The following is a 22,605-nucleotide window of genomic DNA, read 5'->3' as shown; positions in this document are numbered from 1 at the left end:
CTACCATTTGGAAAGCTTTATATAAAAATAATTAACAAATTTGGCTCAAAATCCAGATATTTATTTACTTTTGGCCAAAGACTCGACCGGATCCTATTCGGAAGAGTGTTTGTTTTTTATACTTTAATAACTTTATTTTACTTAGAAAACTACAAAACCAAAACTTCTATGCTTCATCCGTACAGATTTCAGGAACACGCACCGACGGTAAGCAGTCATACTTTTGTACCATCCATTTCAATATTTCTTCAGCTACCTACTTCAGGGTCAGGAGCAACAAACCATTTCAGTACTTGCGTGTGCAGAGATACATTCGGCACGAGTCCTGAACAAAACCTAATCCAATGAACATCCACAAAATTTTCAATAATGAGGACTACCCCTGTGTAAAAGTTGCACAGCCCTTCAATATGCCTACAAGTTCAAAATACCATAATCACCTGCCAGAAACCCTGGAAAAATCAGAATCAATGAAATCACATCCTCATCCCTACACAAAACAAAGCTTTATGAATTTACATCTACCCTCCAAGCAGTTGAAAAACTTCAATGCACTTAGTTTGATCCTTGCCTTTATGTTGAGCACAGGATTCGCTTTTGCAAATGGCTACAATGCCGCTTCACCAAAGCCTGCCGCTGCCCAGTTGCAGTATGTTTTGGATCATGCGGTGGACGGTCAGATGATCGTATTGCCTGCTGTGGTGGAAGAGGTGTTGACGATCAGGTCCGGGGTGAGTCTATTGACTTCCGGCACTTCCATAGTGAAGGGCATTGTCATGGATGCTCCCGGTAAAACCGTTAGGTTATTGGGAAATATTTATGTTTTAGATGAATTTGATGTTAAGTCTGGAACATTGGATCCAGGTAAATATCATATAAATTATTCACACAATGAACTGGTAAAAGCTAGTTTAGCAGCACCACCTCCGCCTCCACCAGGCAGCTTAACCCTTACTGTGCCGACTAGTGGTACCGTGGCATTTCCGATAGGTACAATGGCTGGATATACTCCTGTCACTGTTAGTGCTACGGGGGCTCATACCACGGATGACCTTACTGCTTCAGTAGTTGACCGTGCAAATTTATCCGAATTTACAGCGCCAACACCAAATGGTCCCCGCTTTGCAGAGTTTGAATGGACCGTCACTGAAGCTGGGATGGGTGGCAGCGATGTAAACTTAAAATTTGGCTTTCCCACCGATCCAAACAATGTAAAAAACAGTCCCGCCAGTGTTGGCAAAAATAATGGTGCCTCTTGGACTTATCAAAATACAACAGTGAGTGGGACTGGACCTTATGAAACCTCCAATACAGGACCATATATCAGCTTCTCAACTTTTGGAGTTTTTGGTATGACGCCGGTACATAACCTTACACAGTTGACAGACCATGGTACCATTCAAGAAGCCATTGATGCTGCAATGGCAAATGACGTGATTTTGTGTGATGCTGGAAGTTATACGGAGAATATTAATATTCATAAGCCGATTACTTTAAGAGGTCCTAATGTGGGAATCCCAGGGATAGGTGTACGTGTGGCTGAAGCAATATTGTTGAATTGTTCTATTGACATAAATAATGCTGGTAATACTACATTAGACGGTTTACACATCTTAAGGAATGATGGCGATCCAGGCTTTGCAAATCAGATTGAATTAGATGGTGGTGGCATCGACACAGTGAAGAATTGTATTTTTGAAAGAAATGGTTCGAATACAGGACAAATAATTCGTGCTATAGCAACTACTACAGCAGGTGGTAACAAAGTTATCACTAATAATAAAATCTTTGGAGACGCATCTGGAGGATTATTTAGTGGACACAAGTCTTGGAATAATGGTATTTATGTAGACCAAGGTCCATTCACAGTTTCAGTTACTGGAAATACTATTTTGAATTGCCGTACTGGTATGAACATCGATGACATGAACAACAATGTCACAGTCTCTGGTAATACTATTAATAATAATGGAACTCAAATCAGTTTTGGTGGCAATGTCCCAACAACTGGCTCGTATGTCTTGGGTGCAAATGATTTTATAAACAATGCTGCATCTACCATGATCAATTTAAGTAATGTAGCAGTGTCTTTTAGATTAGATATTACTTCTTCAACCTTATCCGGAGTGGCATTTAATGCACTATCGAATGCTCAATTGTTTGATGTTGAAGCTAGAATGGCTCATAAAGAAGTAAGTGCTTCCAAAAAAGGAAAAGTTACTTATGTTACGAATACTCAATACGTCAACAATTTTACGGTGCCAATTACTAAAATTGATCAGATTCAGAATTCAGTGAATTATGCAGAGGTTGGCAACATTATAAACTTGCAATCTGGGACTTATACACAGCGAGTAGTGATAGACAAAGGCTTGACCTTGCAAGGTTTAGATAGTGCTGCATGTATCTTAGATGGAACGGGATTGGGAAGTGGAAGCGGTATAGCTATCAATGGAGGAGTCACTAATGTGAGCATAAAGGAAATGAGAATACAAAATTTTACCGGCACCTCAGGAAATTCGACTGCAGCAATTTTTGCTACAAGCTCAAATAATGATCTTACCATTCATAGGGTAACGGTTCAAAATAATCCATCCAATCATGGCATTTTTGGAGGAGCTTTAACTGGCATTAATAATGTGTCGATAACTAATTCTCGTGTTATTAATCATGGACCTGGACTTCGCGGTATTGTATTATGGGATGGATTAAAAACCAATATTACAATTTCCAATAATTTAGTATCAAACAACTCTTGTTGTGGTATTGAATTACAGGATGGCGACGCATCAGGCGTTACTGTTACAGGAAACACTCTTGACATTGGTGGCGGAGATAATGCCATTGGTTTAACCGGTTTAAATTTTTCTGTTGGAGCAAATTTGATTAACAATAATACAATTACAGGTGGTGGTCGTTTTGGGATCGAAATTAAAAATCCTTCAGGTGGAGTAACCGTTTCCGGCAATAATGTAAAATTAACTACATTAAATTCTGATCAACGTGATCGTGCCGGAATAGCTGTTTTCAGACGCTCTGTTTTTTATAATAATGTTGACATTCCAAATGGAGTTACAGTGTCTGGAAATACTGTAGAAGATTATCGTCAAACCGCTGGTAATGGGGAGGAAGGATTTGGAATTGTAATTGAAGGAACCAATCACACTGTATCAGGAAATACAGTTAATAATTGTGATGTGGCTATTCAGCAACAAGGAGGTTTACATCCTTTCTCTAATTACCCAGGCGATGGTTCTACTGGAAGTGGATCTATGCCTGTGTTATCACCAATGTATTTTGGACGAGGCAATTCACCATACGCTTGTGGTAATGTTATTGATAATACAAACATTTTCAGTGCAAATACCGTAAATGTAAGAAATGTAATTTCTTCAAATAATTATGGTTTAGTTACAAATACTAATAATGGCGAGACCTTCTGTAATATCCAAGCAGCAATAAATGATGGTAATACAATAAATTCTCATACAATAAATGTTAGTGCTGGCACTTATGCTGAAAATATTGTTGTTAACAAATCCCTAACCATTAACGGCCCTAATGCTGCCATCTCGCCTAATAGCGGAATGAGGGTGGCAGAGGCCATTATTGTGCCTGCGACTACAAATACGGCAAGTGGGGCTATTGTCACCATAACGGTTTCCAATGTAAATTTCAAAGGCTTCAAAGTGGATGGCGACAATCCGTCACTCCCAAATAGTGGTGTAGGATTGGGCGGCGCTCACGGGCTGTCCAATGATGCTGTTCGAGGTATATTTATCAACGCCAATGGGGTAAGTGGTATTACGATTGCTAAGAATATTTCCACCAAGTTGGAGAATGGTATTCGTATTGAGCAAACAACCAATTATACTGCTTCAGGTGGTCCTGCTCTCTTCTCGCACAGTATCTTAATAGACGACAACAAGATTGAAAATGTACGATCAACCGGCATTCGTCTTGGTAACTCCATGTTTGCCAAAGTAACGAATAATACAGTGACGAACGCAGAAAATGGTATTGCATTCAGTTCTTTCCGCATAAAGGATATGGGAAATGCTTCCGATAGGGTAATTGAAAATAATACCATTACAGCACGCTTTGCGGGTATTTGGACGAACCTTTTCCACGCATCTCCATATAACTTAAAGGATAATAATATTTCAGTAGCTCCTGCGGCACCAGGTGATGCCAATCCACCAATTACTCCAAGGACAACCTGGTATGGCTTCATATACGCTACCGTTTCCGCTCCACAAAATTTCCTAAACCAGCCCAACCTTCCTTTGGTTGGAACACCGGAGTATTGGGAAGCAACTAATAACACTATTAATGGTGCTGCTTTGGAACCTGGAGCAACAGGTCATGGCTATTGGTTGTATTATGTAGACAATAACCGAGACGGCAGCAATGTGGACCACTATGGCCAAATATCCAGCGGCTCGGTAAGCAATGTCGCAATCGGGATTTTCCTTAAAAACAAAGATACCGATCCTGCCACCAATTTTGGCACCGCAGCAGTCGGCGCACATGCCGATATCAGCGGCGTATCCTTCACCTTAAATACTGGTGGCACCGCCATCAAACTTAAAGACGACGCAACCTGGACCACGTCAAACCCCGCTCCACTTATTAACAAACGCACCGTAGCGCTCACCCTGGGTGCAGGAGTAACCCTCTCCAACGGCGCTAAAGGTATTCAGTTGGATTATCCGGACCCTGCAACAGTCGGCTTCACACCCTACGATGCGCTCACCGGAGCCACCTTGAACAACGTAGCATTTAGCGGACAATCTGGCAGTTATGTTGAGATGCTAGAGTACAATCGAGATCTTAACGGCACCACAGCGACTTTTGAAGGTATTACTGGTGCTGCCGCAACGGTGGCTCAGTTGTACGCAATTGAAAATAAAATCCTGCACGATATCGACGATTCCGATCTTGGTTATGTGTCGGTAAAGGCGAACACCACTTCAGTTACCCAAACTAGTTTCTCAAACCCGTCTACAACAACCCCATCCATCCAGCGGGGCATTAACGCTCTGGGCAGTGCAGGTAGAGTGAACATAGAAGGCGGTGCTACCGCCTACACCGGCGGCGCAGATGCAACTGGTAAGACGGTTACTCTTGCACCGGGTTCAAGCCCATCTTGCGTTACGATTACAGGTAATTTGGTTCTGAATAGTGGAGATATTTTGGATATTGAGGCGGATGGAACCACCGCTTGTACTTTATATGATCAGTTCATTGTAAATGGAACGGTTACTTTAGGTGGAGCCACTTTGAATTTAATTTTAGGTTATATACCTGCAAATGGAAATCAATTAAAAATAATTGACAATGATTTGGCAGATGCAGTTTCTGGTCAGTTTGCGCAAGGAAATGTAATAACAGTAAGTGGTTATACTTTTGATATTAATTATGCCGGTGGAGATGGAAATGATGTTGTTTTGACAAAATGTGCCGGAGTAATGAATACTACCACATTGGAAAAATTCTGCACCATCCAGGCAGCTATTGATGATCCACAGACGCTCAATGGTCATACACTAATGGTTAGTGCCGGAACTTTCAATGAAAATGTGACGGTAACAAAAGAGCTTACTATTATTGGAGCTGGAAAAGGCAGCAACCCTGCAACCAATACTGTTTTAACACCTTCCTCCTCATGTACTGGTGTAGGTTTCACGGTATCAGCTTCTAATGTGACCTTGCAAAATATTTATGTCACTAATTATCAAGATGCAGTTCTCTTGAATGGAGTTGGTAATCCAACTCTTAATAATATTGCCTTAGTTGATTATTGTCGTTATGGGGTTAATCTTGGAGGAAACAACTCGAGTGTTGACATTATAAATACCGACATTCAACGTACCACTTATTTAGGTGCTACTGTTGGTGTTCGTGGAGGTACTGCTAATGCAGTGAATGGTTTTGTTATGGATGGATGCACAGTTACTGGTAATACGCAGGGCTTTAATATTGCACAAGCAACAACACCTGTTGCTTTTGATAATATTAACATTAAAAACAGTACAATCAGTAATAATTTTGAAAAAGGCTTGTATTTCGAAAAATTAAGTAATGCTATCCTTGAAAATCTTACGATGGATAATAACGGTACCAATCCAGCATATGGTTTTAATAATGGTGTCGATATTAATTTAAAATATGGAAGTTATTCCAATATAACCATTCAAAATTGTGACATTACTAATTCTGGCTTTACTGGAACAGCAGGTGATCTTCAAAATCCTGCTGCAATTACCATTAAAGCAAGAGACGATGCCCCTTCGTACAATACAATCCCTGCATCTCTAAGTAATGTCACTATTAAAAACAACAAAATAACCGGCCCTAGAAACGGTATACGAATTGGGGAAATTGGAAAAGTAAATGCAACACCATCAAACGTTGTTATAGAAGGCAATGATCTTTCTTTTGCATTTGCTCATAAAGCAGTAATAAGCAGAATTACCAGCGATATTAATGTTGTTTGTAATTGGCATGGAACTACCGATTTAGGTATCATCCTAAATACATTTGTAGAAGGCGCAAGCGGCGACATCTTATTGGGAACAGTGCTTAGCACCGGGGTGGATGCAAGCGGGAATGTAGGATTCCAGCCCGCAGGGTCTTGTCAATGTGCCAATAATAATTTGGTAACCAACACCAACACTTCGGAAACTTTCTGCGACATACAATCTGCTATCGACGATCCTCAAACTTTAAACGGGCACACTTTAAGTGTAGGAGCAGGTACCTATGTGGAAAATATAGTTGTAAACAAACAACTTACCATACTTGGACCTAATGCCAATATTGACCCTTGTTCTGCCACACCAAGAGTTGCCGAGGCGATTGTAGTTCCTGCCACAGCAGCAATATCTTCGGGTGAAATATTCCATGTCGCGGCTTCTAATGTAACCATTAAAGGTTTCACCATTGATGGAGATAATACAGCAATTACAAGTGGATTTTCCAGCACCAATGGGGCAGACATAGATGCAGCAGAAGGTATAACCGTATATGAGACCGGCATAAACAATTTAACAGCCAGCAACAACATTATCCAAAACCTCTCATATTTTGGTTTAACACTTTATGATTACCCTGCAGGCGTGCCTTCTACTGGTCACACAATAACCAATAATAAAATTCAGAATCTTGGAACTTATGATGCAGGTTCTGGTATAAATTTTTGGGGAGGCGGAGTATTGCTATACAACAATCAGTATGCAGCGGTTACCAACAACTGCATGACCAATGTTAGATTAGGAATTCAAACTGGAAATTTCTCGCAGGCTAACCCAGGAGCAAACACTTATCAAAGTATTTCTAACAACACGATTCAATCAAGGAGAGTCGGTGTTTTTCATAATTTGCATTACAGTTCTGCTTCCCCTTTCACCTTATCTACTAATACTTTAACGACTCTTGATAACACAAACGAAACTGGATGGAGGGGTATTTTATTAGGGTCATTACAGAATACTGCTTCATTCATCACAAATAATATTATAAATGGTACAGGATCTACAAGGTCAGTGGTTGAAGGAATTAATGTTTGGAACTGTCAAGTTGCTCCAACCATATCTGGAGGTAACATTACAAATACAAAAATTGGAATAAATGTAAACAACTACGAAGGATATACTTCAAATGCTGACCCTACTTTTGCCACTATTGATGGTGTTATTGTTACAGGTGCTACTATTGCAGGGATAAGAGTACACGACAATCCTTTGAATACAAATGGTGCAACAGTTTTTGCAGAAATAAAAGGGAATACTAATGTTTCTGGCAGTCCTGTAGGTATTTTGGTTTTAGGACCAGATGCATCTGCTACAGTTAAAAATAACCCTCTATCCATTAATGGCAATACCATCGGAATTGACGTCGACGGAGGTTCCGCATTAATAGAAAACAACCATATATATGACAACGGCATTGGAGTACGTTTTATCAACAGCGGTACCGGTACTGTCAAAACAAATAAGTTTTTTGAAACTCTATTACCAAACGGTAAAGACCTTCAACTAGCAGCGAATGCAGGTTCTGTTACAGCTACTGACAACAACTGGTTCTCTGGAACTACTTACGGTGTAGAGAATTTAAGTCCTACGGATGTAGATGCAACTAAGAATTATTGGAATGCAGCGAGTGGTCCTGGTCCTGTTGGGCCTGGCACTGGTGCAAATATTACTACAAAAGTTATATTTTGTCAGTTCTTTAATAATGTTCCACCACTTTTAGGTGGTACAGGTATACTGGTATCACCTACCGCTACCATTGTTGTAACTGAAACAAGTGGTACTTATCCAAATGATGCTATCATCTGCTCAGGAGACAATGTTACATTGGATGCAACCACAGCTGGAGCAACAGCGTATTTGTGGTCTCCGGGAGGTGCTACTACACCAAGTATCACAGTTTCGCCTGTAAGCAATACAACTTATACAGTAACTGTAACCATTCCGGGATGTCCAATGGTTAAAAGCCAGTTAATTACTGTTGACGGGGTTGCCCCAACTGTAATTGATCCCGCCGATGTAACTATTAATGGATGTAGTACTGCGGTGCTGCCTCAAGCTAAGCAAATAAATGTGGGACCTGCACAGGCTCCACAAACTTATTACCCTGATCGCTATCCACCTTTTGGTTTTGCAGTCAGTAATTTTATGGGTGGTGACAGAATCAAACAACAAATAGATGCATCAGATTGTGAGACTTGTAGGCCACCAGCTTACCAGAGCGCATTTTACAATACCCAGGGCAGAAAATATGATATAGGTAATGCTTTAAGTTTCTCCATGGATTTATTTATACCTTCTTCATGGGCTACCACTGGACGTCGTATGGCGGGTATGTGGGGAAGTGCTTTCAATAATCTTAATGTTGTAGTGGCTTATCCAATTATTGAATTTACCTCCGATGGAGGTGTGCCACGATTTAGAGGTTGGGACAATAATACTGGTTGGGTTGATATGGGTTTACCTGCAGGTTTTGCCTATGATACTTGGCAAACTTTAGTGGTCAGACTAGTAGGGAATCAATTTGTCTATAAAGTAGGAAATTTGGTTTTAAACACACCTGCATTTGCCTCAACTTATATTGGTAATGTCATTCTCCAGGGGCATAATACTGCCTCTCCGGGTGTGACCTATGATATTTATTGGGATAATTTTAGGACATTGGGCGTCAATCTGCCTTACTCTACAACCACCTCTGCAATATCCGAATCTCAGTATTTCGCTGAAGGGGGATCTGCTACCGACGTCTCACCTGGTCTTAGTTTCTCATACATAGACGTGCTCAATGGAACATGTCCACAAGTGGTGAATAGAACCTTTACAATAACAGATGGATGTTCTTATTCTAGTACAGCTACACAGGCGATAACCATTCAGGATTTAGTGGCTCCTACTTTAACAGGTACACCTTACCCTGGAACAACAGGCAATAATGGATGTAAGGCAAATGCAGCCACCGTTGCACCATTTAATGCGACCAATGCTATTCAAGGTTATTCAGACAATTGTATGGGCCCTGTAACGGCTACACTTACAAATACCAATATTACTGGTACAGATTGCAATTGGACTGTTACCTATACTTTTGATATTAAAGATGGATGTGGTAATACTTTGTCCGGACAAACATATTCAAATACCGGAAGTGATCAAACCCCTCCAACCTTCACTTCTTGCCCTACCACAATTACGGTCAATGTGGCTCCAGGATTGTGTGGAAGATCAGTTACTTACGCTGCCCCAACTGCTACGGATAATTGCTCTGGAATTCCGACAATTGTTAAAGTAGATGGCTCAGGATACATGTCAGGAGATTTCTTCCCGGTTGGAACTACCCTTCAAAAATTCGAGGCAACTGATGCTTGTGGAAACAAGTCCACTTGTATGTTTAATGTGGTGGTGATTGACAATGAATTGCCAATAATCACCGGTTGTCCGAACAGCATCGTAAAAAGTACCGACCCTGGTCTTTGCACTGCATTAGTAACTTGGGTGGCACCAACAGCTTCCGACAACTGTCCGGGAGTCAGTCTTTCCTTATCACCAAACTTACCTCCGGGATCAATCTTCCCTAAGGGTACAACCAATATGACTTACACTGCAACAGATGTAAGTGGCAACACAAAATTGTGCCTCTTCTCTGTAACGGTCAACGACAACGAGTTGCCTCAGATCACTTGCCCTTCTAATATAGTAGTCAATGCAGATGCAGGTCTATGTTCCGCCGTTGTTACTTACACCACACCGGTAGGCACGGATAATTGCCCAAGTCCAATGACTACACAGACTGCAGGTTTAGCCAGTGGAGCAGCATTCCCTGTGGGATTGACAACCAATACATTCAAAGTTACAGATGGCAGTATGAACATGGCCACTTGTAGCTTCACAGTTACCGTTAACGACAATCAGAATCCTGTAATTACAGATTGTCCGGATGACGTTACTGTTTCATGCGCAGCAGACGCTACTATTGCCAACACAGGAGGCCCTGCTATTGCTACAGATAATTGCCCGGGAGTTGTTGTTACCGTAACAGAAGTGGTCACCAATCAAACATGCGATCACAGATTTACGCTGACCAGAACTTGGAAAGCAACAGACGCTACCGGGAATACGGCAACTTGTACACAAGTGGTTACTGTAAATGATGTTACGGCACCAAGCTTGACAGGTACCCCTTATGCCGGAACTACAGGAACTAATGCATGTAAAGCAGATGCAGCCACTGCAGCTCCATTCAGCGCAAGCAATGCAATATTAGGATACACAGATAATTGTACGGGTGCTTTAACAGCCACACTGACCAATACCAATGTAACTGGAACAGATTGCGGCTGGACAGTAACTTATACTTTTACCGTAAAGGATGTGTGCGGTAACGAATTAACTGGTCGTACCTATTCAAACACCGGAAGCGACCAGACCGCCCCAACATTGACAGGTACTCCTTACGCCGGATTTTCAGGAACAAATGCATGTAAAGCTAATGCTGCAACTGCGGCACCTTTCAATGCAACCAATGCGAAATTAGGATATACCGATAATTGTTCTGGCCCGGTAACAGCAACTCTGACAAACACTGTCGTTACAGGAACAGATTGCAACTGGACCGTAACTTATACTTTTAGTGTTTTAGATGAATGTAACAATGCATTAACCAACAGAACTTATTCCAATACCGGTAGCGACCAGACACCACCTGCCATAACTTGCGCCAGTGGAAGTCCGTTTACTAGAGGAACTACTTTAGGCTATTGCGGCTATATAGTAAGTGGTACTGAGTTCAACGCAACTGCTTCTGATTTGTGTGGAGGTGCTGTGACCATTACCAATAACTTCAATCTTACCAATACTTTAGCAAACGACACTTTACCTACAGGTACCACCACCATTATATGGACTGCTACCGATGCTTGTGGTAATTCATCATCTTGTACCATCATGGTTACAGTGAACGATGGTGAAAATCCACAGGTTTTCTGTAAAATTGGTAAGGGCCTTGATTTTGACGGAACAAACGAATATGTTACCGTAGCAGACAATGCAGTTCTGGAAGGAATGGGCGCACTTACTGTAATGGGATGGATGAAAATAGATGCCCTTCCGGTTCAGAATTACGCACCTATTGCCAAGGAAAATGCTTATCGCTTGATCATTGGCGCCAACGGAAGTTTCCACTTTGTGGTTGCAACAAACAGTAATGGTTGGTATTCTGCAGGAACCGTAGGTTCAGGTGGATCGAATTTATTACCTACCAACAAATGGATTCATGTCGCCGGAGTTTACACCGGATCTAAAGTCAATGTATATGTAAATGGTGTTTTGATGGGAACCTCCACAGGAACCATTTCCGGAAATATTGTGAACAATGGTAGCCCTCTGACCATGGCATTTAAGACTTCATCCAACATTGATTACTTCAATGGTAAAATGGATGAAGTGGGTGTATTCAACCAGGCACTTACTGCTGCACAAATTAAGACTTATCTCGGCACTTCATTATTAGGAACAGAGCCTGGATTGGTTGCCTATTATAACTTAGAGGAAGGAACAGGAACCGTAGCGAAAGACATTGCAGGATCTGCACAAAACGGAACCCTCGTTAACATGGAGAATGTCGACTGGATCAGAACACCATTTGGACCTAACAATTCAATTACGGTGAACACCGATCCGGGTATGTGTAAAACTGCTTTGATTTTTGATGTTGCTACCATAGACAATTGCGGAATCATTTCTAACCTAAATAATTTCAACAATACCGGCAACGCAAGTGGTGATTACCTTAAAGGTACCACAGTAGTTACCTGGACTGCAACTGATGCTGTACCTAATACGGGTACTTGTAGCTTTACGGTGATTGTGAATGATTCAATTTTACCTGTTATTACATGTCCGGTAAATCAGACAAAGAATACAGATTTAGGAGAATGTAATTATACAGCAGTAGGAACAGAATTTGATCCAACATCATTTAATGACAATTGTCCAATGGCAAGTATTGTCAATAACTATGACATGACCAGTAGTCTAGCCGGAAGTGATTTTCCAAAAGGAGTTACAACGGTGATGTGGACAGTTACAGACATGAGCAACAATACGGCGACCTGTACATTCACAATTACAGTAAATGACAATGAAAATCCTACAATCAGTTGTCCAACTACCCAAACACAATATCTTGATGCTAATTGTAAAACATTGTTAGCAGATTACATTGGACTTGCGACGGCCAATGACAATTGTCCAATGTATGTTGTTACACAGTCGCCAGCTATTGGAACAATGTATACAGGTGAACAGACTGTAATTGTAACACTTACAGTCACTGATATGAGTAACAATACGGCTACATGTAACTTTAATGTGTTACTTGAAGATAATACGCCACCATCGATTACTTGTCCAGGAAATGTAACTTTAAATGCAGTAACAGGTTCTTGCGAGCAAACGCATAGTTGGACAATTCCAACTCCATTAGATAATTGTGGCATTGCTTCATTGACAGTCTCTCCAAGTAATCCATCAGTGAACATCATAAACATTCCACCAACTGCGCTAGCACTGTTCCCGGTCGGGGTTACAACTGTAACTTATACCGCTACAGATATTAACGGCAATTCTACTACTTGCTCCTTCACCGTGACCATAGTAGACAACCAGCCACCGATCATCAGCAATTGTCCTACAAACATTGGACCATTGGGTAATGATCCTGGCCTATGCGGTCGAACCGTGTCTTGGAATGAGCCTACCGCCTCTGACAACTGTCCGGGCGTAATGCTTACCACTACACCACCGAATGCAAATGGTTCCTTCTTCTCGGTAGGAGTTCCTACACTTGTTACTTACAAAGCAACGGACGCAGGTGGATTAATGACCACTTGTAGCTTTACAGTAACCATTATCGATACAGAAGCGCCACAGATTACTTGCCCTGCAAACATAACTGCATCCAATGATGCCGGAATGTGTTCCGCAGTGGTCAATTATACTGCACCAGTAGGTACAGACAATTGTCCGGGCTCAGTAACCGTGAAGCAATCTGGCCTTGCCAGTGGATCTAGCTTCCCGGTAGGTGTATCCACCATTGTGTACAAAGTAACAGATGTACCTGGAGCTATGGCAACTTGTAGCTTCACCGTTACGGTGAACGATACGGAATTACCGGCAATCTCTTGTCCGTCTAATATCTCAGTACCAAATGATAACAATCTCTGCTCTGCAGTGGTGACTTATACAGCTCCTGTAGGAACAGACAACTGTCCTGCTCCAAATACAGTTCAAACAGCAGGTCTTGCCAGTGGAGCCACCTTCCCTGTGGGAGTGACAACCAATACCTTCAAGGTTACAGACGCCTCAGGAAATACGGCAACTTGTAGCTTTACGGTGACGGTTACAGATGCCCAGGCACCTCAGATCACTTGTCCTTCACCAATTGTGAAGAGCAACGATCCGGGCTTGTGTTCTGCATTGGTAACTTATACTGCACCAACCGGAACAGACAACTGTCCGGGTGCCAATTCCATCCAGACTGCAGGACAGGCCAGTGGTTCTTACTTCCCTGTGGGAGTGACCACCAATACTTTCAAAGTGACTGACGCCGGTGGATTAACTGCTACTTGTAGCTTTACGGTGACCGTAAATGATACAGAAGCACCACAAATCACTTGTCCGAATAACATCACAGTTTCTACCGATGCCGGACTTTGTACAGCTGTGGTGAATTATACCACTCCTGTGGGTACAGATAATTGCCCTGGCGTTACAACCGCACGAATTGCCGGTCTTGCCAGTGGTGCTGCATTCCCTAAAGGAACTACAAATGTTACTTATGAAGCAACGGATGCAGGCGGCGTGAAAGCTTCTTGCAGCTTTACCGTAACCGTTAATGATAATGAGTTACCTCAGATTACTTGTCCTGCAAATATTGTAGTGTCAAACACAGTCGGTCAGTGTGCCGCTGTTGTTAATTATACTGCACCTGTAGGTACAGACAATTGCGCTGGAGCCAATACCATTCAGACAGCGGGTCTTGCCAGTGGCGCAAGCTTCCCTGTAGGTGTTACAACCAACACTTTCAAAGTAACCGACGCCATGGGCAACACAGCAACTTGTAGTTTCACAGTTACTGTGAACGATACCGAGTTACCTGCGATCTCATGTCCTTCGAATATTTCCGTGCCTAACGATGCGAATCTCTGCTCTGCAGTGGTGACATATAACGCTCCAGTGGGTACAGACAACTGCCCTGGACCAAATACCGTTCAAACAGCCGGTCTTGCCAGTGGAGCTACCTTCCCGGTTGGGGTGACCACCAATACCTTTAAGGTTACTGATGCCGCAGGAAATACAGCAACTTGTAGTTTTACGGTCACAGTTACAGATGCACAGGGACCTCAGATCACTTGCCCTGCCAATATTGTGAAAAACAACGATCCGGGCTTATGTTCTGCATTGGTAAATTATACTGCACCAATCGGAACCGATAATTGTCCTGGAGCCAATACCATTCAGACAGCAGGTCTTGCCAGTGCATCTTACTTCCCTGTTGGTGTAACCACCAATACATTTAAGGTAACGGATGCCAGTGGAAACATGGCTACCTGTAGCTTTACCGTTACGGTGACCGATACTGAAGTCCCTCAGATTGTTTGTCCTGGCAACATCATAGTGGCTAACGACAATGGAAACTGTTCTGCCATTGTAAATTATACCGCACCTGTTGGTACAGATAACTGCCCTGGTGCGAATACCGTTCAGACGGCTGGGCTTCCAAGTGGTTCTTCCTTCCCTGTTGGCGTGACAGTCAATACTTTCAAAGTGACGGATGGAGCTTCGAATACAGCAACATGCAGCTTTACGATCACAGTAAATGATGAGGAAGCTCCGCAGATTACCTGCCCTGCCAACATCGTAACTACCAATACACCGGGTCTATGTTCTAAAGTGGTAACATATACCACACCAGTTGGAACCGATAATTGTCCGGGTGCCAATACCACCCAGACTGCTGGCTTGCCAAGTGGCGCTGCTTTCCCTGTAGGCGTGACGACCAATACCTTCCAGGTAGAAGATGCCGAAGGAAATATCACCACTTGTAGCTTTACGGTTACGGTGAACGATTCAGAAGCTCCTCAGATCACTTGCCCAACCAATATTGTGGTGAGTAACGATCCAGGCTTGTGTTCTGCATTGGTGACTTACACCGCACCTGTTGGAACGGACAACTGTCCTGGCACAAATACCATCCAGACTGCAGGTTTGGCGAGTGGTTCTTACTTCCCTGTTGGAACTACTACGAATACCTTCAAGGTAACAGATGCGGCTGGCAATACCATGACTTGTAGCTTTACGGTAACTGTCAACGATACCGAATTGCCGCAAATCAGTTGTCCAAATAACATCACAGTATCCACGGATGCAGGATTGTGTACCGCAGTAGTGAATTACGCTACACCTGTAGGCACAGACAACTGTCCTGGTGCAAATACCATTCAGACAGCTGGTTTAGCCAGTGGCGCTGCATTCCCTAAAGGAACGACAACCAACACATTTAAAGTGACGGATGCAACCGGAAATATGATGGTCTGCAGCTTTACGGTAACTGTGAATGATAATGAATTACCGCAGATCACCTGCCCTGCCAATATCATTACCAATACTACCCCTGGATTGTGTACTGCTGTGGTTAATTATACTGCCCCAACCGGAACAGATAATTGTCCTGGAGCAAATACCATTCAGACTACCGGATTGGCAAGTGGTGCAATATTCCCTAAAGGCGTCACAACGAATACTTTCAAAGTTACAGATGCTATGGGCAATACTGCTACCTGCAGCTTTACGGTAACCGTGAACGATAACGAATTACCTCAGATAACTTGTCCAGCGAATGTAGTAGTAAGCAATGATGCAGGATACTGCTCTGCCGAAGTGAATTACACACCACCTACTGGTTCCGATAATTGTCCTGGACAAAATACCGTTCAGACATCCGGTTTAGGTAGCGGTTCTGCATTCCCTGTCGGGGTGACTACGAATACGTTTAAAGTCACCGATGCAAGTGGCAATACCGCAACCTGCAGCTTTACAGTAACTGTAAATGATACGGAGGATCCTCAGATCACTTGCCCTGCTAATATTGTAGAAGACAGTGACCCGGGTATCTGTTCTGCTTTGGTGACTTACACCGCACCTGTAGGAACGGACAACTGTCCTAATCCAAACACAGTGCAGACTGCAGGTCAACCAAGTGGCACTTACTTCCCTGTTGGCGTAACAACCAACACTTTTGAAGTAACAGATGCCAGTGGAAATACCGCTTCTTGCAGCTTCACCATAACGGTTAATGACATAGAAGATCCAATCATCCTCAATTGTCCTGAGACCCGTGCCATTGAGGGTTGCAATACAGGTGCCATAACAAGCCCTGCTTACAGTGCAACGCTTGCGACGACTACTTATGCCATATTCTCCGGCGCGCCAAACAATGGCGATGCCATCGAGAATTGCGGCATTACCCTGGTACAGTATCAGGATGTTGCTTCCGGTACTTGTCCGATCACAGTGACCAGAACCTGGACCATCAGTGATGCAGCAGGTAACTCCGATGTATGTGTACAGACGATTACCGTGGACGATACTCAAAATCCGGTCATCAATGCATGTGCCGTAACCCGCAATATTGAGGGTTGCAATACAGGAGCCATCTCCGGTCCTGCCTACTCAGCAACAGAAGCCAACTCTTCAGAAGCAGAGTTCGAAAATGGAACCAATCAGGGAGATGCATCTGATATTTGCGGAATCGCTACTGTTAAATATCAGGACAGCAAATCCGGAACTTGTCCAATAGTAGTAACCCGTACCTGGAAGATCACAGATGCATGTGGTAACCAAACGACTTGTATACAAACCATCAATGTAGACGATACGCAGGCACCGACGATTACAGTTTGTCCTGCAACACGTACTATTGAAGGTTGTGGATTAGGATCAATTGACAATCCACCATTCTCCATGACATGGGCAGCCAGCACGTACAGTGTTTATTCATCTGCACCAAATAACGGAGCGGCAACAGATGCATGTGGAATTGTAACAGTAGAATACAAAGATGCGGCCAGTGGCGAATGTCCGGTGGTGGTAACACGTACCTGGAGATTGACAGATGCTTGCGGCAACAGCAGTACTTGCAACCAGACGATTTCAGTGGACGATACTCAGGCTCCATCTATTTCAGTTTGTCCTGTGACGCGCAACATCAATGGTTGCAGCACAGCAGACATTACAGGACCTGTCTACTCTGCCACTACCAAAGTATCCAGTTATGCAGTGTTCTCCAATGCAACCAACCAGGGAGCTGCAACTGATGTCTGTGGCATCAATGCAGTAACTTATAAGGATGTGGCTTCCGGGACTTGCCCAATTGTGGTGACCAGAACCTGGACAGTAAGCGATGTGTGTGGTAATTCTACTACTTGTAATCAAATCATCAATGTACTGGATGTAACTGCACCGGATATTGAAGATTGTGCGGAGGCTCGAGACATCTCCGGATGCACCACAGCCGATATCACAGATCCTCCTTATTCAGCAGTAAGGACTGCATCCACCGAAGCAGTGTTTGAATCTTCTCCAAACTGGGGTAATGTTTCGGATACTTGCGGAATTGTAACAGTGGAATACAAAGACGTTGCGGTTGGCACTTGCCCGATGACGGTAACAAGGACCTGGTATTTCAAAGATGCTTGCGGAAACGAAAGCTCATGTAACCAGATCATTACCGTGGACGACAACATCAATCCGACACCAACCTGCCCTGCCAACATTACGCAGCCAAATGCAACCGGTGTTTGCGGAGCAACGGTTACTTTCAGTGGTTCAGCAACAGATAATTGTTCAGGAATGCCGGTCATTACCTACAGTAAAAACTCCGGCACCTTCTTCAATGTAGGCACTACTACTGTGACCATGACAGCTACAGATGGTTGTGGTAATTCAGCAACTTGTACATTTACTGTAACGGTGAATGACACCACCAAGCCTACTGTGATTACCAAACCTGTAACGTTGTATCTGAATGCTTTGGGTACTGCAACCTTGTTGACTGCCAATGTGAACAATGGCAGCTACGACAATTGTGCAATCACCAGTCTGACCTTATCAAAGACCAGCTTTAACTGCAGCAACATTGGGCCTAATACGGTTACATTGACCGCAAAAGACGCTGCGAATAACATGGGTATGAATACTGCAGTAGTTACTATATTGGATACCATTAAGCCAAATGTGACCTGCAAAAACATTACGGTTGATTTGGTTGGTGGAACGAAAACGATCACTCCGATTCAAGTTAGGCTTACCGCAACAGACAATTGTGGATCGCCTACACTCAGTATTAATAAGTCAGTGTTCACATGTGCAGATCCGATCAACAACAATGTGGTCTTAACAGCCACAGATGCTTCGGGTAACTCCAAAACTTGTACTTCGGTAGTAACCATCCGTTACAAACCTACATGCTCAATCACGCTTACTCCGGCAACGGGCGCCTATACCGGCGGTATTCCAAACAACGTTTACCTCGGTTATGGTCCTCAGACGGTGTTGATGACTTGTAATCCTACCGGAGGTTCAGGTTTCACTTACAGCTGGAGCCCGACTACTTACCTGATCAATTGTACCAACTGTCAGAGTCCTACCTTTGCACCAACAGTACCGGGTAACTTTACCTACACAGTGACCGTGACCAACAGCAATGGTTGTACAACCACCTGTTCAGTTACCTTCTGTGTGAAGGATGTTAAAGTTCCGGGATCAAACGGAGGCTCAATTTATGTTTGTCATTCAGGCGTAACCACTCCGGTAACCATTGCCAGCGTGCCTACTCACGTTCCAGGCCACGGAGGAGATAAAATTGGTAAGTGTGATGACCTTTGTGGTCCTCCACCGGCATTCGCAGGACATCAGGAAGAACAATGGAATGGCCATGACCACGACCATGAAGGTGGTCTGGATGATCATAATTTTGGAATTTCTGAGTTAGTTGAGCCAACCAGATACGTAAAAGTGTTCCCGAACCCTACATCCTACTTCTTCAACCTGTTTATCAACAGCGACGATAAGTCTGACATTGAAATGTCCGTCTTTAACTCCTATGGTAAAATGGTCGAAAAGAGGTTCTACAAGAACCAGACAGATGCAGCTGAGTTTGGAGAAAACTATCCGGATGGAGTGTATATTCTCCACCTGCGCCAGGGACAATGGACAAAAACCATGAAGCTCGTAAAGCAGAATAGATAAGCTGATTCTTCAGTAGATAAAATCCAAAGCCCTTCCTCATGATTGAGGAGGGGCTTTGTGTTTTAGCAATGAATAGGTGACATGTAAATTGTCCTAAAACTTTATTGACCAATATTTCAGGATAGTAAGAAAACGGGACATAACTGGACGCATTCAACTCACCCTACCCTCTCTTAAAAGAGAGGGAAAGATTGAGTGTCAAAAGTATGAATCCTCCTTTTCCCCCTCTCTTTTAAGAGAGGGGCTAGGGGTGAGTTGAAACGGTATCTACGTAATTTCAACCCACCCCACTTTTCCTCCCCCTCTCTTTTAACCTCCCCCTCTCTTTTAAGAGAGGGGGCCGGGGGGTGAGTTGATTCTTTATTTTCTAATAACCTCCAATCTTTTCAATACACCAGATCTTAATCGTTCTTCCACATCAACCCAATTTTCAATAATTTCTTCATTTTTAAATCTAATAACATGGAAACCCATTTCAACCAAATGCTGCTGTCTGAGTTCATCATAATCTTTTTGCATAAGATGAATTGGGCCATCAATTTCTACAATCATTTTTAAAGCATGGCAATGAAAGTCAGCAATGTAAAATTCTTTTCGACCCATTATATTGGATTGTTCAATTACAAATTGTCTGGTGAATTTTAAATTCATAAATCTTCTGTTGCGGACATGATTCCAAAAAACAGATTCTGCTATTGTTTGATTCTTCCTCAATTTCCGAGCAAGGAAAGTAAAAGACATAGGGTGTTATTTTTTAGGTCCGTGAAAATAGTAAAATGTTAATTGAGATTTATTTCTATTCACTTTTTTGTTTTAGTTTAAAAAAAAGAGAAACATACAAACTTTACACACATTCCTCCCCCTCTCTTTTAAGAGAGGGCAGGGTGAGTTGAAACGGTATCCACGTAATCTCAACCCACCCCACATTTCCTCCCCCTCTCTTTTAAGAGAGGGCAGGGTGAGTTGAAACGGTATCCACGTAATTTCAACCCACCCCATATTTCCTCCCCCTCTCTTTCAAGAGAGGGCAGGGTGAGTTGAACGGTATCCACGTAATCTCAACCCACCCCAAATTCTCCCCCCCTCTCTTTTAAGAGAGGGCAGGGTGAGTTGAACGGTATCCACGTAATTTCAACCCACCCCAAATTCTCCCCCCCTCTCTTCCAAGAGAGGGGGTCGGGGGGTGAGTTGAAATTCCCCCACATTCCCTTAACTTTACCCATCTAAAAAATCAGCCTTCCATGTCTACCTTCAAATGCCTTATTTACTTTATCAGTTTTTTATTTATTCTTCCTGCATGTAAAAAGCAGGCTGTTGCAAAACAGGAAAATCAAGCTACTGTCCAAAGTGGAAACAAGGACGACCACAAATTCAGCAAAGAAGAATCCATTGCCGCTTCGGAAGCAGTGATGAAATTTGTAGAGAGCAGGCAGGATTTGACAATCTATAATCGGATGCTTAAAAACTCAAGTTCCGTGATACCCATGTTGTATGACGATAAAAGATTAAAGGTGAGTTATTTTATTCCTGTTGATGAAGCATTTGAGACCCTCAGTGGAGAGAGAAGAAAAAAGCTGGAAGATCAGATACCCGATGATTTCGAACTACAGATGCTGAGCAGGGGTATTGTTAAGGCGACTGATTTTTCCTGGTCCGGGGCGACCAGTTTGACGGGAGAAAAGCTGAGTTTTACAGAAGACATGAAATCTGTACAAATTGGTAATCAGACCGCCAATATTGTGGCAACCTTTCCACTCGGGCGAGAGACCAGAATTTATCTTATTGAGGGCTTGCTTATACAGTAAAACCCAGGGTTACAGGAGTCCATTTATACTCCATATCCACTTTTATTTTGCAGTGTAGTTTCTTGATGCTCACAGAGGAATATCAAGTAAAAATTAAATTTATCAAATTCTCTTAAAAAATTCTATATATTTAAAAGTGTTTTTGTTACTTTGCAGCTGAGTCAATAACCAAGCTCAAGGTATTTAAAAGAAAGAGGTAATTCCGGTTTGAACTGACGAAGCCATCAGCCTTCCCGCATTGCACCCTTTCCATTTATTTAATCAATTAAGCGCAAGAATTGAAGCTAAGTGCTCCATTTGCTTTAATTGACTGTAAGTCCGGGATGTATTCCCCGAATGGCAGTCCGTGCTGTGTTCAGTTTCGTCTGAATGCAGGCTTGGTTTCTATTTCCCTCATAACATTCTTTGCTTTTAATCTATTATCCTGCACTTCACAGGTAAAAAAAGCGGACAAAGACACTGTAAGTCAACCCATTATATCTGATTCTACAAAAATTTCTAATAATTCTGCAAACTTCAAAAGTGAATTTATACTACCCCTTGTCAATGCTGCGCTCAAAGACAAGGCTGAGCTTGGTGAATTTACGCGACTGTTGAACGACCCTACCGTTAATTTCTTTATGAACAGCCACCCTGATTTCAATTTTGTGTTCTTCGCTTACCCTGACGTTTCGTACCGGAAACTGCCTGCTGCATTGAGAGATTCAATTGCCAGTACTGGTTACAATGAGACCAAATTTAAGTTTTTCGCCAACCATGTATCGATGGTTTCAAAGGGAGTAATCCTCACAGAGGGGGTTAATTTCAATGAAAAACCTGTCTCGGTAAATGATGGTAAACTAAAATGTGGAGGACAAAGCTATAAGATTGTGAAAAGCCCTGAAAATCCTAATGACCCGATCCAAATTTTTATCATCGATCATTCAATTTCTCTTTAAATGAGGCAATCAAAAATCAACCCC

5 protein-coding genes are annotated in these 22,605 nt (G+C 42.7%); 4 read left to right on the top strand and 1 reads right to left on the bottom strand.

What is annotated here, in order from left to right:
• Positions 1-168: 168 nt before the first annotated feature.
• Together IPJ53_17120 and IPJ53_17115 are read left to right on the top strand one after the other, a co-directional pair.
• Complete coding sequence (locus IPJ53_17120) at positions 169-348, top strand: hypothetical protein (protein MBK7800824.1); 180 nt, start codon at positions 169-171, stop codon at positions 346-348.
• Positions 345-19,838, top strand: coding sequence for an HYR domain-containing protein (locus IPJ53_17115; protein ID MBK7800823.1), 19,494 nt, complete (start codon positions 345-347; stop codon positions 19,836-19,838). The genes IPJ53_17120 and IPJ53_17115 overlap by 4 nt, the downstream gene beginning before the upstream one ends.
• A gap of 360 nt (positions 19,839-20,198) precedes the next feature.
• Here IPJ53_17115 and IPJ53_17110 read toward each other — a convergent pair whose 3' ends face one another.
• On the bottom strand, positions 20,199-20,579 hold the full coding sequence (locus IPJ53_17110; protein MBK7800822.1) for a DUF559 domain-containing protein: 381 nt from the start codon (positions 20,577-20,579) through the stop codon (positions 20,199-20,201).
• A gap of 500 nt (positions 20,580-21,079) precedes the next feature.
• On the opposite strand from IPJ53_17110, the gene IPJ53_17105 reads away from it, so the two are divergent.
• Positions 21,080-21,643: a hypothetical protein gene (locus IPJ53_17105; protein MBK7800821.1), complete on the top strand. Its 564-nt coding sequence runs from the start codon at positions 21,080-21,082 to the stop codon at positions 21,641-21,643.
• 278 nt (positions 21,644-21,921) lie between these two features.
• Complete coding sequence (locus tag IPJ53_17100) at positions 21,922-22,581, top strand: hypothetical protein (GenBank protein ID MBK7800820.1); 660 nt, start codon at positions 21,922-21,924, stop codon at positions 22,579-22,581.
• Positions 22,582-22,605: the final 24 nt, after the last annotated feature.

The organism is Candidatus Vicinibacter affinis (assembly GCA_016714365.1).
Taxonomy (GTDB): Bacteria; Bacteroidota; Bacteroidia; order Chitinophagales; family Saprospiraceae; genus Vicinibacter; species Vicinibacter affinis.
The sequence above is the reverse complement of the archived record's forward strand: the minus strand, read 5'-3'. Positions and strand labels throughout refer to the sequence as shown.